General features: G+C 57.5%; 14 protein-coding genes and 1 pseudogene. 11 read left to right on the top strand and 4 right to left on the bottom strand.

Going from position 1 to position 14,525, the window contains the following annotated elements; genetic code table 11:
* Positions 1–21 precede the first annotated feature (21 nt).
* Positions 22–930, bottom strand: coding sequence for a helix-turn-helix domain-containing protein (locus J2X66_RS21455; RefSeq protein WP_310268169.1), 909 nt, complete (start codon positions 928–930; stop codon positions 22–24).
* A gap of 161 nt (positions 931–1,091) precedes the next feature.
* Here J2X66_RS21455 and J2X66_RS21450 point away from each other — a divergent pair, with 161 nt between their 5' ends.
* From J2X66_RS21450 to J2X66_RS21440, 3 genes are all read left to right on the top strand, one after another.
* Positions 1,092–2,450 (top strand): glutamine synthetase family protein, encoded by a 1,359-nt coding sequence (locus J2X66_RS21450; RefSeq protein WP_310268166.1) that lies wholly within the window; start codon positions 1,092–1,094, stop codon positions 2,448–2,450.
* Positions 2,451–2,589: 139 nt separating this feature from the next.
* Entirely contained in the window at positions 2,590–3,678 is a 1,089-nt protein-coding gene (locus J2X66_RS21445; RefSeq protein ID WP_310268162.1) for a polyamine ABC transporter substrate-binding protein, read from the top strand.
* Positions 3,675–4,976 (top strand): FAD-binding oxidoreductase, encoded by a 1,302-nt coding sequence (locus J2X66_RS21440; protein ID WP_310268159.1) that lies wholly within the window; start codon positions 3,675–3,677, stop codon positions 4,974–4,976. Before J2X66_RS21445 ends, J2X66_RS21440 begins: the two co-directional genes overlap by 4 nt.
* Before the next feature lie 31 nt (positions 4,977–5,007).
* Here the strand turns inward: J2X66_RS21440 and J2X66_RS21435 are convergent, their stop codons facing one another.
* Positions 5,008–5,400: a tautomerase family protein gene (locus J2X66_RS21435; RefSeq protein ID WP_310268156.1), complete on the bottom strand. Its 393-nt coding sequence runs from the start codon at positions 5,398–5,400 to the stop codon at positions 5,008–5,010.
* Positions 5,401–5,442: 42 nt separating this feature from the next.
* Positions 5,443–6,363: a DMT family transporter gene (locus tag J2X66_RS21430; protein ID WP_310268153.1), complete on the bottom strand. Its 921-nt coding sequence runs from the start codon at positions 6,361–6,363 to the stop codon at positions 5,443–5,445.
* Between the two features lie 99 nt (positions 6,364–6,462).
* Here J2X66_RS21430 and J2X66_RS21425 point away from each other — a divergent pair, with 99 nt between their 5' ends.
* Positions 6,463–7,368, top strand: coding sequence for a LysR substrate-binding domain-containing protein (locus tag J2X66_RS21425; protein WP_310268149.1), 906 nt, complete (start codon positions 6,463–6,465; stop codon positions 7,366–7,368).
* Positions 7,369–7,372: 4 nt separating this feature from the next.
* Here the strand turns inward: J2X66_RS21425 and J2X66_RS21420 are convergent, their stop codons facing one another.
* The gene (locus J2X66_RS21420) at positions 7,373–7,852 is read right to left on the bottom strand and encodes a VOC family protein (RefSeq protein WP_310268147.1); all 480 of its coding nucleotides are present in this window, start codon (positions 7,850–7,852) and stop codon (positions 7,373–7,375) included.
* Positions 7,853–8,156: 304 nt separating this feature from the next.
* Here J2X66_RS21420 and J2X66_RS21415 point away from each other — a divergent pair, with 304 nt between their 5' ends.
* The 7 genes and pseudogenes from J2X66_RS21415 to J2X66_RS21385 all read left to right on the top strand — a co-directional run bounded on the left by J2X66_RS21415 (position 8,157) and on the right by J2X66_RS21385 (position 14,505).
* A complete protein-coding gene (locus J2X66_RS21415) occupies positions 8,157–8,717 on the top strand; it encodes a YSC84-related protein (protein WP_027923086.1) in 561 nt (186 codons plus the stop codon).
* A gap of 290 nt (positions 8,718–9,007) precedes the next feature.
* Positions 9,008–9,442 carry a hypothetical protein gene (locus tag J2X66_RS21410; protein WP_310268145.1) on the top strand — a complete coding sequence of 145 codons (435 nt, stop codon included), beginning with the start codon at positions 9,008–9,010 and terminating at the stop codon, positions 9,440–9,442.
* Positions 9,439–9,636 (top strand): annotated as a pseudogene (locus J2X66_RS21405) (RAD55 family ATPase); the annotation flags it as partial. The gene J2X66_RS21410 and the pseudogene J2X66_RS21405, both read left to right, overlap by 4 nt.
* 53 nt (positions 9,637–9,689) lie before the next feature.
* Complete coding sequence (locus J2X66_RS21400; protein WP_310268142.1) at positions 9,690–10,520, top strand: HAMP domain-containing sensor histidine kinase; 831 nt, start codon at positions 9,690–9,692, stop codon at positions 10,518–10,520.
* 519 nt (positions 10,521–11,039) lie between these two features.
* Complete coding sequence (locus J2X66_RS21395) at positions 11,040–11,948, top strand: hypothetical protein (RefSeq protein WP_310268139.1); 909 nt, start codon at positions 11,040–11,042, stop codon at positions 11,946–11,948.
* Between the two features lie 620 nt (positions 11,949–12,568).
* A complete protein-coding gene (locus J2X66_RS21390; RefSeq protein ID WP_310268136.1) occupies positions 12,569–13,420 on the top strand; it encodes a TIM barrel protein in 852 nt (283 codons plus the stop codon).
* A 14-nt stretch (positions 13,421–13,434) separates the two neighbouring features.
* Complete coding sequence (locus tag J2X66_RS21385; protein WP_310268134.1) at positions 13,435–14,505, top strand: 2-oxoglutarate and iron-dependent oxygenase domain-containing protein; 1,071 nt, start codon at positions 13,435–13,437, stop codon at positions 14,503–14,505.
* Positions 14,506–14,525 lie beyond the last annotated feature (20 nt).

The raw sequence follows: 14,525 nt of genomic DNA, 5'->3' as shown, positions 1-14,525 counted from the left end.
ATGGCGTCCGGTTTAGTTCGTTCAGCGCTGGCCGCAGCGCTTGAGTGTTTCACTCGGCAACTCGTTGAACAACGCCCGATAACTGCTGGAAAATCGCCCCAGATGCCAGAACGACCAGTTCATCGCCACTTCAGCAACGGTGGTCTCGTTGGGTGTGCGGCTAAGCAGTTCACGGTGTGCGCTGTTGAGCCGGCGCAGGCGCAGCCAATGGGTCGGCGTCATCCCGGTGAAGCCCTTGAACGCATGCTGCAACTGGCGCAGCGAGACCCCGGCGACCTGTGAAAGCTCGAGCAAATTGAGGGTTTCTTCCGGGGAGTCGGCGGCCCACTCGCCGATGCGTTTCATGATCGCGCGTTCTTCGGTGCGGCGCCGTAAACCACCCCGGTCGAGGCACACGCAAGCGTTGTCGAGGATATACAGACAGTCCTCCAGCAACTGCTGCGTCAGGGCTTCCTTGCTCGGTGGGTCGAGTGTTTCGCCCAAGCGGGTCAGCGTGCCGCTCAACCAACGGCTGAACAAGGCGTTCTGCCCCGAGTTCAGCGGCGACAGGAACAACCCTTCCAGCCGCGTCACGTCCAAACCCTGGCGCTGAACGAATTCAGAGCCGAATACCACGGCGATTTCCTGGTAGTTCTCGGGGGTGATCCAGATGTTTCGGCTTTCGCCATTGAGCAGGTAAAGCGCGTTGTCGCTGCGATCAAAACAGAACGCCAGTGCCCCCTCGGGTGCGCTGAAATTCTGCTCGACCCGGGTGTTCATCTGTTCTTCGTAGATCTCCACGCCTTGCAAGTCCAGATAGCGCACACGCCCGGCGAAATGCCCTGGCGACATCTGTTGATAGTGCTGGACCCAACCCGGTGTGGCGCGGATTTGCTCGGCAACATCTTCGGTGTTGAACGCTTGAACCTGAATCGGACTGGACGCTGACATGGGTGACCTTACGCACTCGTTTGGTGCGTTTTGGTGCTGCTTAAAGTGGATAGATGGAACCGCAAGGCTCGCCCAAGATAGTCGTCAACGCGTCTCAGGGGAAGAGTGCGGTGGATGAAACCGCCCTCCCCGACGTTAATAAAACCAATAACGAGGTCTTTATGAATGTCCCTTTCGATCAGCTGTTCACTTGGCTGAAAGATCACAAGATTACCGAAGTCGAGTGTGTGGTCAGTGACTTGACCGGCATTGCACGCGGCAAGATTGCACCCACTAACAAGTTCCTGCATGAGCGAGGCATGCGCCTGCCGGAAAGTGTGCTTTTGCAAACGGTAACCGGGGACTTTGTCGACGACGACATCTACTACGACCTGCTCGACCCGGCCGACATCGACATGGTCTGCAAGCCGGACCCGAATGCGGTCTATGTGATTCCATGGGCCATCGAGCCGACCGCCATCGTCATCCACGACACCTTCGACAAGTTCGGCAACCCGATTGAATTGTCGCCGCGCAACGTGCTTAAGAAAGTGCTGCAGTTGTACACCGACAAAGGCTGGCGGCCGATTGTGGCGCCGGAAATGGAGTTTTACCTGACCCAGCGTTGCGAAGACCCTGACCTGCCACTCAAGGCACCGATGGGCCGTTCGGGCCGTGCCGAAAGCGGTCGTCAGTCGTTTTCCATCGACGCGGCCAACGAGTTCGATCCGCTGTTTGAAGACGTCTACGACTGGTGTGAACTGCAGGGCCTGGACCTCGACACCTTGATCCACGAAGACGGCCCGGCGCAGATGGAAATCAACTTCCGTCACGGCGACGCGCTGGACCTGGCGGACCAGATCACCGTGTTCAAGCGCACCCTGCGTGAAGCCGCGCTCAAGCACAACGTTGCGGCGACCTTCATGGCCAAGCCGATTGGCGATGAGCCTGGCAGCGCCATGCACATTCACCAGAGCGTGGTCGACATCGCCACCGGCCAGCCGATCTTCGCCGACGCCGATGGCAACATGAGCGAGCTGTTCCAGCACCACATTGGCGGTTTGCAAAAGTACATCCCCAAAGTACTGCCGATGTTCGCGCCCAACGTGAACTCGTTCCGCCGCTTCCTGCCGGACACCTCGGCGCCGGTCAACGTCGAATGGGGCGAAGAAAACCGTACCGTCGGTTTGCGCGTGCCCACCTCGTCGCCGGATGCGATGCGCGTGGAGAACCGCCTGCCGGGCGCCGACGCCAACCCGTACCTGGCGATTGCCGCGAGTTTGCTGTGCGGTTACCTGGGCATGGTCGAGCGCGTCGAGCCGAGTGCTGCGGTACAGGGCCGCGCCTATGAACGTCGCAACCTGCGCTTGCCGATCACCATCGAAGACGCCCTGACCCAGATGGAAGAGTGCGACACCGTCGAACGTTATCTGGGCAACAAGTTTGTTCGCGGTTATGTCGCGGTCAAGCGTGCCGAACACGAAAACTTCAAGCGGGTGATCAGCTCCTGGGAGCGTGAGTTCCTGATGATGAGCGTCTAGTCCGTACGCCCCGTCGCGAGCAGGCTCACTCCCACATTTTGAAATGCATTCCCTTGTGGGAGCGAACTTGCTCGCGATGTCGGCCTCCAGAACACCAATGAAATCCCGGAAGAATCCAATAATTAGAAGAGGTGTCGACATGCGTCTATTGAAATCCATGTTCCCGGTCGCGCTGGCGGCAATGTTCAGCGCCGGTGTGCAGGCCCAGCCACAGGTCAGCGTCTATAACTGGACCGATTACATCGGCGAAACCACCCTCGCCGACTTCCAGGCCAAAACCGGGATCAAGGTGATCTACGACGTCTTCGACTCCAATGAAACCCTGGAGGGCAAACTGCTCGCGGGCCGCACCGGCTATGACGTCGTAGTGCCGTCCAACCACTTCCTCGCCCGTCAGGTGAAAGCCGGCGCGTTCCTGAAGCTCGACCGCGAACAACTGCCGAATTTCAAGAACCTCGACCCGAAACTATTGGCCTTGCTGGAAAAGAACGACCCGCAAAATGCGCACTCCGTACCGTACCTGTGGGGCACTAACGGCATCGGCTACAACGTCGATAAGGTCAAGCAAGTACTGGGCGTCGATCACATCGATTCCTGGGCCGTGCTGTTCGAACCGGAAAACATCAAGAAACTCAGCCAGTGCGGCGTATCGATGATGGACTCGGCGGATGAAGTGTTCCCGGCGATCCTCAACTACATGGGCATGGACCCACGCAGCGAAAACCCTGAAGACTTCAAAAAGGCCGAAGCCAAGTTGTTGGCGATCCGTCCTTACATCACCTATTTCCACTCCTCGAAGTACGTGTCCGATCTGGCCAACGGCGACATTTGCGTGGCCTTCGGCTACTCGGGTGATGTGTTCCAGGCCGCCAACCGCGCCAAGGAAGCCAAGAACGGTGTGAACATCGCCTACGCCATTCCCAAGGAAGGCAGCAACCTGTGGTTCGACTTGCTGGCCGTTCCCGCCGATGCGAGCAATTCCAAAGAGGCCCACGCGTTCATCAACTACCTGCTGGACCCACAAGTGATTGCCAAGGTCAGCGCATCGGTCGGCTACGCCAACCCGAACCCGCCGGCCAAGGCATTCATGGACCCGGAACTGGTGAACAATCCTGAGGTATATCCATCGCAGGCGGTCCTCGACAAACTCTACATTTCGACCACCCCGCCCCAGGCGATCATGCGTTTGATGACCCGTTCCTGGAGCAAAGTGAAGTCCAACAAATGACTCAGTACAGCAACGAACACACCCATTCCTACTACGCCGCGTCGGCTAACGGCCTGACGCCGCACCCCACGCTGACTTCGGACCTGACGGCCGATGTCTGCGTGATCGGCGGTGGTTTTACTGGCATCAACACCGCCATCGAACTGGCCCAGCGCGGGCTCTCGGTGATTCTGCTGGAGGCCCGGCGGATTGGCTGGGGTGCCAGCGGGCGCAACGGCGGCCAGTTGATTCGCGGCATCGGCCACGACGTCAGCGGGTTTGCCAAGCATGTCGGCGCCGAAGGTGTGCGCTATCTGGAACGTGCCGGCGTCGAATCAGTGCAAGTGGTGGGCAATAGAGTCCGCGAACACGGCATCGATTGCGACCTGCGCTGGGGCTTCTGTGAACTGGCCAACACCCCGGCGCAGTTCGCCGGGCTGAAGGCCGAGCACACGCAACTGATCGCGTCGGGCTACGCCCATGAAACCCGCCTGGTCGAACCCGGACAGATCCGCGAGCAGGTGGTGAACTCCGGCGTGTATGCCGGTGGTTTGATGGACATGGGCTCGGGGCACTTGCACCCGCTGAACCTGGTGCTCGGCGAAGCCCGCGTCGCGCACGCCCTCGGCGTGCAGATCTTCGAGCAAAGCCCGGTGCTGGAGCTGATCCATGGCAGTACCGTGCAAGTGCGGTGTGCCGGCGGAACGGTGCGCGCAGGGAGCCTGGTGCTGGCTTGCAACGCGCATTTGGAAGAACTCGAACCCAAGCTCAGCGGCAAGGTGCTTCCGGCGGGCAGCTACATCATCGCCACCGAACCTCTGTCAGAAGCAGTGGCGGCGAAACTGATCCCGCATAACGTCGCGCTCTGCGACCAGAAAGTTGGCCTGGATTACTACCGGCTCTCGGCGGACCGGCGTTTGCTGTTCGGCGGTGCCTGCCATTATTCCGGTCGCGATCCGGCGGACATCGCCGCCTACATGCGCCCGCAAATGCTCAAGGTATTCCCGCAACTGGCCCAGGTACGGATCGACTATCAATGGGGCGGCATGATCGGCATCTCGGCCAATCGTTTCCCCCAGGTCGGGCGCTTGAGCCAGCACCCGAACGTGTTCTACGCCCAGGGCTACTCCGGCCATGGCCTGAACGTCACCCACTGGTGCGCCAAATTGTTGGGCGAAGCCATCCATGCCGGGCACAGCAAAGGCTTCGATGTGTTCAGCGCGGTGCCGCACATGACCTTCCCCGGCGGCCGTGCCCTGCGCTCGCCACTGCTGGCGCTGGGCATGCTCTGGTACCGGATGCGAGAAATGCTGGGTTAACGGTGTTTGGTGAGGGGGCGTGCCCCCTCCGTCAATCTGCCGGTGCGTATTGCATCTCGCCATTGCCGAACGACCAGTCCTCGCGCTTCACATCCACCAGACTGATCCAGATATCTTCCTTGCGCAGCCCTGTCCTTGCGTGAATGCCTTGGGCAATCGCCTGGTAAAACGCTTTCTTGACCTCAACGGTTCGCCCGGCATTCCAGGTCACTTGAATGAACACAATCCCCGGGGTGTAAGTCAGGCCCAGGTAGCCGGCCGACGGATAAACCAGCTCATCCTTGCGGTGGCGATTGATGATCTGGAACTTGTCATGTTCGGGAACATTGGCCGTCTGCATCATCGCCTCGTAGACCACATCGCTGATGGCGGCGACGGTTTCTTCGCAGGTCTCTGCGGCAACATCGATTCTGGCTAAAGGCATGGTGGTTTCCTGCTGGGATTGAGGGTTGACTGGACGAAGTTGTTAAAGCGGTTTTAAAGAAGACGCGGTGGCGATCGGGCGCGGCGCAGACTTCCCGACCTGCAATACATAGACCCCGACGATGATGCACACCAGGGCCAGCACATCATGGGCCTGCAACGGCTCATGGATCAGCAATGCACCTATGCCCAGCGCCACGACGGGCGGAATGTAGGTGACACCCGCCGCCTTGAGCGCGCCGAGGTGCTGCACCAGAAAGTAATACAACAGGAACGCCACGCCGGTGCCGATGATCCCAAGCCCGAACACCAGGCCACTCAAGGCGACAGGCGCGTGTGCGATGCGCTCGATCCCATGAAAATCGGTGGTCAACAAAAGCACCAGCAGCGCCAGGCCGATCTGGTACGTGGACAACGCCAGCGGCGACAGATCCTTGTCCATCAGGAACCGTCTGGCGTAAACGAATGAGCAACCCAGACTCAGCGAACCGCCGACCATGTAAAGCACGCCACGGATATCAACGCCATTTCCAGCGCTGTTCCATGGCTGGGCGATCAGCAGCACACCGACAAACCCGATCATCAGGCCCGTCACCGTCAAGCGGTTGATCGGTTCCTGGCGCAAAAAGACAAACGCCGTCAAAAAGGCGAAGAGCGGAATCGCACCGCTGAGCATGCCGGCGATTCCGGAAGGCAGCAGCGCCGCGCCCTTGGCAAACGCCAGGTAATACACGGTGGTGGCGAGCAAGGACATGACGAAGAAATGGTGCAAGTAGCGCAAATGAGACCAGCGCAACGCACGGCGTGACAGCGCCAGTACAAGGATCGGAACGAAGCCGAAGAGCACCCGCAACAGCACAATCTGCATCGGCGTAATCACCTCGGCAGCCCACTTCATGAAAATGAAATTGGTGCCCCAGATCAGCCCGAGCAAAGCAAAGGCAGGATAGACAAATTTGTTCATGATGAACCTCTGCACGGGAAGTTAATGTGCGAAGGTAAGGGCTGAAGGCCAAACTGAACAAACGATTAAAAAACCCGCATGGAGTAGAAAAACTTCAGTATGAACAACATGCCTCCCCTCAAGGCCCTGATCGCGTTCGATGCCGCGATGAAACACGCCAGTTTTACTGAAGCGGCGGCTGAACTGCATGTCACCCCCGGGGCCGTGGGGCAGCAGATTCAGAAGCTCGAGGAATGGTTGGGTACGCCGCTGTTCATCCGGTCGGTGCGGCAAGTCCAGCCGACACAAGCTGCACTGAGCTACTGGGCCGTCGTGCAACCGGCGTTGCTACGGATCCAGCAAGCCAGCAACGAGCTGCGCCTGAGCAACGTCAATGAAGTGTGGTTGTCCATGCCGCCGACGCTGGCAGCGAAGTGGTTCGCGCCACGAATGGCCGATTTTTTGAGTTTCAGACCGGACATTTCCCTGCACCTGAGCGCGTCGACGGCTTTGATCGACTTTGAGCGGGATCGGGTTGATCTGGCGATCCGCTACTTTGACGGCAACGATCCTACGCTGGACTCAACCTTGCTGTATCGGGATGAAGCCCGACTTTATTGCTCACCCGACTATGCCCGCAAACTCAAACTCAAAGCCCCCGAAGACCTGGTGCGGGCCACACTCCTGCAAACCACCCTGCTCCCCCACTGGACGCCGTGGTTCAAACGGTACAGCCAATTGACTGATGCACAGGTAGCTGGCATTCCCAGCCAACATTTCGACCAGTCCATTCTGGCCATAGAAACGGCTCGACATGGACAGGGGGTTGTCCTGAGCAGTGCGGTCCTGACGGAGGTGGAAATGCGCAATGGCTCGCTGTGCGAGCCCTTTGAACTGCGCCTGCCGGTGTCCAGAGGTTATTACCTGGTTCACCACCGTCAGGCCGGATTACGTCCAGCTGCTGCGGTGTTGAAGAAGTGGTTGATTGATCGGGCCAGCGCGGAACAATCAACCTCTTCCACGTGACCCGCTAGCCCCGTACCGCCGCTTCAATCCCAGCGATGTCGATCTTGCCCATCTGCATCATGGCCTCGAACGCGCGCTTGGCCGCGGTTTTATCAGGACTGGTGACCGCGGCCGTCAAGACACGCGGTGTGATTTGCCACGACACCCCCCACTTGTCCTGGCACCAGCCGCAGACATTTTCCGTGCCGCCGTTACTCACAATCGCGCTCCACAGGCAGTCCGTTTCGGCCTGGTCATCGGTCGCGACCTGAAACGAAAAGGCCTGGTTATGCTTGATTCCCGACCCGCCGTTCAGGCCGAGACACGGTATGCCCATCACCGTGAACTCCACCGTCAACACATCGCCCTGCTTGCCCGCCGGATAGTCGCCCGGCGCACGGTGGACGGCACCGACCGAACTGTCGGGAAACGTCTGGGCATAGAAGGTTGCAGCGTCCAGCGCGGTGCCGTCGTACCAGAGACAAATCGTGTTTTTGCTGATCATCTGGGTTCTCCTGGATTGGAACTCGAAGGTGCATTTTAGCAGCGCAGAGAATTGCGACCGGGCACCAAGGTGTTCACCGAGGTTCGAGGCGTGTCAGCCATCAGCGAACCCCGCCGCTACACAGTGGTCACAACCAGTGATGGCATCGCAACTGATCAGCGGCCCGGGGCCTCTGTCATTCAAGCGCGACGCTTGCAATCCCAACCTTTCAGGGTGCGCCGGATAACGTCAGCAAGCTCGGTTCCTGCCAGACGCAGACACTGACTGCTGGCCCCATCCAAGCTCCCTTTCTCGGAGTACGGAAATGACACGATCAATGCAATTCCTCCTCTCGTTCTTCCTCGCAACAGCCTCCTTGGCCTCGGCGAGCCTCCTCAACACCGCGGGTGCGGCCACGGCCGAGGATTTGAATGCCGACGCTCGGCAAGAACTGAAGATCCTCTACAAATCCACCCCAGCTGCCGAAACTCTTTCAAAACAGGCAAAGGCGATCCTGGTCTTCCCGAAAATCATCAAGGCTGGCCTGGTCTTCGGCGGTAGTTATGGCGAAGGCGTGTTAATGGAAGGCACGAAAATCGACAAGTATTACAACTCCGTCAGCGGGTCATGGGGGTTGCAGGCCGGCGCCCAGTCGTATGGCTATGTGGTGTTTCTGATGACCGACAAGGCGGTGAAATACCTCGCCGAAACCAAGGGCTGGGAAATCGGTGTGGGGCCCACGGTTGTTGTAGTGGATGAAGGGATTGCGAAGAACCTGTCCAGCTCGACGCTGAAAGATGACGCGTACGCTTTCATTACCGACCAGCAAGGCTTGATGGCCGGCGTCAGCATCGAAGGCACGAAGATTTCCCAGATAAAGCGCTGAAAACGGCGGTTTGATTGGGTGTCAGTCTCCCTTCGACAATCACCTTTCTGCTCAATTACTGCCCGGCGTAACGGGCAGTAACCGCCTGTGGATTCAACCGATCGAGGCAAAAGATTGGCTAAATCGTTCAGCGGGCGCTTCATAGTTAGTGTTTTCAGTAGGCAGCTATTTAGCTGCCTTGCCACTTCTATCTCCATAAATGACTGTAGCTCTACCCAGCGGCCAATTAAGTCTCAGGAGCTCGCTGTAAGGTGTAGTAACAACACCTGTCCTTCAGATATCAGTTAGCCATGTCCACGCTAAGCGAAGAGAGCCGTCAGATCGTAGCTTCTCTGACGCACCGTGTTGGTCCCAACGCTGAGATTGCAACAATCGCACAAGGGATCGCTTCACTATTGCAGGATATGGACGCAGCCCTCACGCCCATCATTGGCCAGCAAGGGGTTGCCGCGCTTTATCGCCGCAGCCTTCAACTGTGCGCCTCCCATCATCCGCGCCTGGCCGGAACCTATGACAGTGTGCAGGCCTCCCTGGATCTGATTGCCCTCAAGTCCGTAATCGTTGAGCAAAGCGAAGCCGATGCGTGGTTTTTCGGTGAAACGTTGCTGGTGACTTTTTACGAGTTGCTAACCACGCTGATCGGGCCATCGCTCACTGCCCGTTTGCTGCGTGGCGTGTGGGACCCTTCTTTGAGCGACACCCCTTCGCAGGAAACTTCGCCATGAGCACCAAAGTGACTATCAACCGTCTGGCCACCGGTGTGCCAGGACTGGACGAGGTGCTGGGCGGAGGTTTGCCGGAGTTTTCGTTCAACCTGATCGCTGGCCCGCCTGGCTGCGGCAAGACCACTCTGGCACATCAAATGATGTTCGCCCTCGCAACGCCCGAGCGCCCGGCGTTGTTCTTTACCGTACTGGGCAGCAGCTCGAACAACTGATCGAGGCCAATCAGCAATTGGTCCTGGCGATGTTGTTGGCGCAGTCGGATGCGGAAAAACCCCCGCGTTCCCAAGAGGAACAGCAGCGCTATCTGGAAATGCGTGAAGCAAACGAACAATTGATCCTGGCGGCCCTCAGCGCACAGCACTTGCAAGCCTCGGCCGAGCATAGCCTGGAACAACAACGCAATATCCTGGCGATGGTGGCCCATGAACTGCGCAACCCACTGACGCCCATCAGCATGATCGCCGGCCGACTGGTGCGGGTGCCCAGTGAAGAACTGCCGAGGATGCAGGCGCTGATTGAAGGTCAGGTGCAACACATGTCTCGGCTGGTGGACGATTTGCTCGACGTCTCCCGTGTCAGCACCGGCAAACTGCGACTGGATTGCCGCCTCGTCGACATGATGCAGATCCTCCATCAGGCCATCGACGTGTGCAGCCCGTTGATGACATCCCACCATGTGCATTTCACCGCCGAACTGCCCGAGTGCGCGCTCACAGTGGAAGGCGATCCCGTACGGCTCGCGCAGATACTCGGCAACCTGCTGGGCAACGCGGCCAAGTACACGCCAGCTGGCGGCGACGTCACGCTTTCGGTGACAGCCCAAGCCGATCTGCTGCAGATAAGCATCCGCGACAACGGCATCGGTATTTCCGCCCAGGCGCTGCCGTTTATCTTCGATCCATTTGTACAGGATGTGCATGCCGTCGGCTTCAACGGCGCAGGCCTTGGCATTGGTTTGACAGTGGTAAGGGAGCTGGTCGAAGCCCACGGCGGCACGGTGAGGGGGATGAGCGAAGGCGACGGTAAAGGAAGCGAGTTTGTAGTGACTCTACCGCTGGGGAAAAATCAATTTTGTTGACAAGGGTATTGGGAGCACTACTACCCTGCAATTCTTTCTTCCACACCTGCGTTTATCGATCTTCGACTCGGACCCTGTGACGTGGCCATGAATGAAAACCTTTTCGTCGTCATTCACCTATGCCTCTGCGCTGCATGGATCATAGTAGTCGTTGGCGTACTCTTTTGGTTCGGGTTTCCAGCAGCTTGATGGTCCGGTTATGGCCACTTACGTCTCATGCATTGGCCGCTTCACGCCCTGAGGAAGTCACTCAACCCACATCGATGTTCTTGAGGAGCGTGACCCCGGATTCTACCGGCGGCTAACAATCTGCTTATTGTTTAAAGCGTAATGCTTATTCTATGAATCCAAGGGCTTATAGAGGCGGTCGTAAAACTTAACCAGAAAGAATCACCCCCTCAAACTATTCTCAGTAGTCACCACCCGCTCGACCTGCTTAAATAACCCGCAGGCTTACGAATTGATTGGCTATCTGGCCAATCAATCGCGCTAATGCCGATGCATAATGGGGTATAAATAATGACAATTAAGCCATCAATCCACACTTTTCCAACTAAATCGCAATCGACCATGCTGGCATTTGCTTGTGCACTGGGCGTCTCTCAGAGCGCCGAGGTTTTTGCCGAGTCGCCATCAGGGGCCAGTGTTCCAGATTCAGCGTTTTTTATAGGGTTCGGCGCCAGCGCCAATCACACCCAATTTAACAACCAGGATATTTATGCAACCGGCTTGTCGAATGTCTATGATTCGAATACCGGCGCCTATATTTCTTCCGGCTCTGCCGGTGGGCCAGCTGTCGACCTGAGCATGGACTCCGATTCAAAATTTTCGCCGTCACTGCAAGTGGGCTATTTCAAGCACTTCGAGAACAGCAAATGGCTGTGGGGCGGTAAATTTACTTACGATTACTTATCAACCAGCTCTAAGACAGACCCTTTCCTGATCCCTCAGTTTGGCGCTTACGGAACGACCTCTTTTACCGGAAATGCAGTTGTCCGCTCGTTTGAAACCGAAGTTAAACATCACATGTCTTTAGTGCCCTATATTGGCCGGTCATTTATGTCCGGCTATATTTATGCAGGCGCTGGACCGACCGCTTCTCAAATAAACACCAAAATTACCGACTTGGTTGGTTTTGCCGACCTCAAGGGAAATCGCACGGATATATCTGGGCAGCCGACTAACTTTTCCGGTTCAGACTGGGTGTACGGCGGCACCGCGACACTGGGCGGCACCTACTTTTTAAGTTCATCGTGGTTTCTGGACTTTAGCTACAACTACTCCGTCACCAAAAGCCATACCATCGACTACTCCGCTCCATTCACAAACCCCGGCACGCCTTACACTTACACTGGTTCGCTCATCGGCAGCACCACCGGCAGTATAACGACACAATCTGCTGCGCTATCAATTAACCGGGCTTTCTAGTTTAACGTTTGGCGTCTCTCGTTATTTTATGCGTTTTAACTATTGTAAAGACCATAATCCAACGCGTTGCACAGACGAATAAAAACCCGGAACAACACAGACCGAGACGGGTGACCGTGGAAACTGAGTGCGACACCTGACCTTTCCGGTAAGGTGAAGCCCAATGAAATTATCACGAACTCATGCTGGCTTCTCGCTTATAGAAACGGTTCGTGGCCGACGGCGGTCCTCCCCGAACGGCAGCTGTTGGCCGGTTGCGCCCCATCAACGGCGGTGTCGCTTGGCAGTCTTCAAAATGATGTTGTAACGATGGCACGCCTCGCCAATAGCCAACGTAGACACCTTCTTGATCAAAAATCCCCCTCTGATACGCGCGATAATTAGCTAGCTATTTGTTAACGAAAGTCTGAAGTATTGATTTGAACTTTCAGATTCTTTCGCCGCACGGCCTGTGCCTAACATCGGCGCCACAGTGAGCCAGCCTCGGTATCGCTCAGTGGATCAGATGACGCAGACGCCCGGACCTAATGTCCTCTGCTCCGGTTGACCATTGATCGCTGATTGGCTTGGCGCCATCGAAGTGCTTTTGCAGTAGGCCCTGGGATTTTTGAGGATCACCGATGAAGCTGGAAATTTTTCGCACGCTGTGGGGTTACACCGCCAGCAAAGCTCAAGCGCTCGAGGAGTTGCTGCAAGCCGGCTTTGATGGCATGGAAGCACGCCTGCCACTGGACGCCCGGGAACGGGCTGAGTTTGGCGCCTTTCTCCAGGCCAATCGCCTGGGCTATATCAGCACTGTCTTCACCGCCTACGACGTGCTGCCGGAACAGTCGGCATCGCCTGCCGTCCACCTCAATGACCTCGATCAGAAACTCGCCTGGGCTGCCGAACTCGGCCCTCGTTTCGTCAATGTGCTGGCAGGCAATGATCGCTGGTCCTTGCCGCAACAAGTGGAGTTCTTCGGTCAAGCACTGGAACTGGCGCGCAAGCATGGTCAGGTGTGCAGTTTCGAAACTCACCGTTCGCGTTCGCTGTTCAACCCCTGGGTGACCCTGGAGTTGATCCGGCAACTGCCCGAGTTGCTGTTCACCAGTGACATCAGCCATTGGGTCGTGACTTGCGAGCGCCTGCTGAATGACCCGGCCGATGACCTCAGCGCCTTCATCGAGCGCGTTCACCATATCCAGGCCCGGGTCGGTTACGACCAAGGCCCGCAGGTCCCACACCCGGCAGCTCCCGAATATGCCAAAGAACTGGCTTTCCATCAGCAGCATTGGGAAAGCATCTGGCGTTCGCAGCAAACTCGCGGTTACCAGGTGAGCACCCTGACCCCGGAATTCGGCGCCGACGGCTACCTGCATCACTTGCCCTTCACCAACGTCCCGGTGGCCAATTTGTGGTCATTGAACGTGTGGATGGGCCAGACCGAGCGCGAACACTTCGAGCGTTTCCACCACTCAAGCCGTCCTTAGGGAGCCGATGCGTCATGCCTGACAATAAAAACAACAGCGCCAGCACTGACACCCACACAGCCAACTTCAATAGCATCCCGGTGGTGAACATCGCCGGTCTGTTCAGCTATGAACTGGAACACCGCCTGGCCGTGGCCGAACAATTGGGGCGCGCCGCCAGCGACGTCGGGTTCCTCTATATCACCGATCACGGCATCGACCCGCAGCTGATCGCCAACCTGCGCAAGGCTGCCAAGGATTATTTCGACCAGCCTTTCGACACCAAGATGCAGCACTACATCGGCACCTCGCAAACCCACAAGGGCTTTGTTCCCGAAGGCGAAGAGGTCTACTCCAAAGGCAAGCCGGACCACAAGGAAGCCTTTGACGTCGGCTTCGAGGTCCCGGCCGATGACCCGCTGGTGCTGGCCAACACTCCATTGTTGGGGCCTAACGACTGGCCGCAACTGGCAGGTTTCAAGGCGTCAGTGCAGGCCTACTATGAAGCGATCTTCGCCTTGGGCCGGCGCCTGTTCGGCGGCTTTGCCCTGACCCTGGGCCTGGAAGAAAACTATTTCGACAGCCTGGTCACCCGCCCGCCATCCAAGCTGCGCCTGATCCACTACCCCTTCGACGGTGCCGCCCACGACGCACCGGGGCTTGGCGCCCATACTGATTATGAGTGCTTCACCATTCTCTTGGCCGACAAACCTGGCCTTGAGGTGATGAACAACCTTGGGCAATGGATCGATGCACCACCGATGGCCGATGCCTTTGTCGTCAACATTGGCGACATGCTTGAAGTCATGACGGCAGGCGCATTCGTTGCCACTGCGCACCGGGTGCGCAGTGTGAAAGAGGAGCGCTATTCCTTTCCTCTGTTTTATGCCTGCGACTATCACACCCAGATCAAACCGCTGCCAGGGTTCGCCCAGGCAGGCAACGACTACGAAGAAATCACGATCGGCGAACACATGTATGGCCAAGCTCTGCAGACCTATCAGTATCTGCGTCAGAGGGTAGCCAATGGGGAAGTTCAACTGCCAGGCAAGGCACGCAAGCCCGCCAGTTTCGGACATTTGAAAAATCAGGTTCAACCGTCCTGATTGAAGTTTTCAGTTACACC

Origin of the sequence: Pseudomonas sp. 3296 (genome assembly GCF_031456615.1) — a bacterium.
Taxonomy (GTDB): domain Bacteria; phylum Pseudomonadota; class Gammaproteobacteria; order Pseudomonadales; family Pseudomonadaceae; genus Aquipseudomonas; species Aquipseudomonas mucoides.
This window is presented reverse-complemented; position numbering and strand designations above follow the sequence as displayed.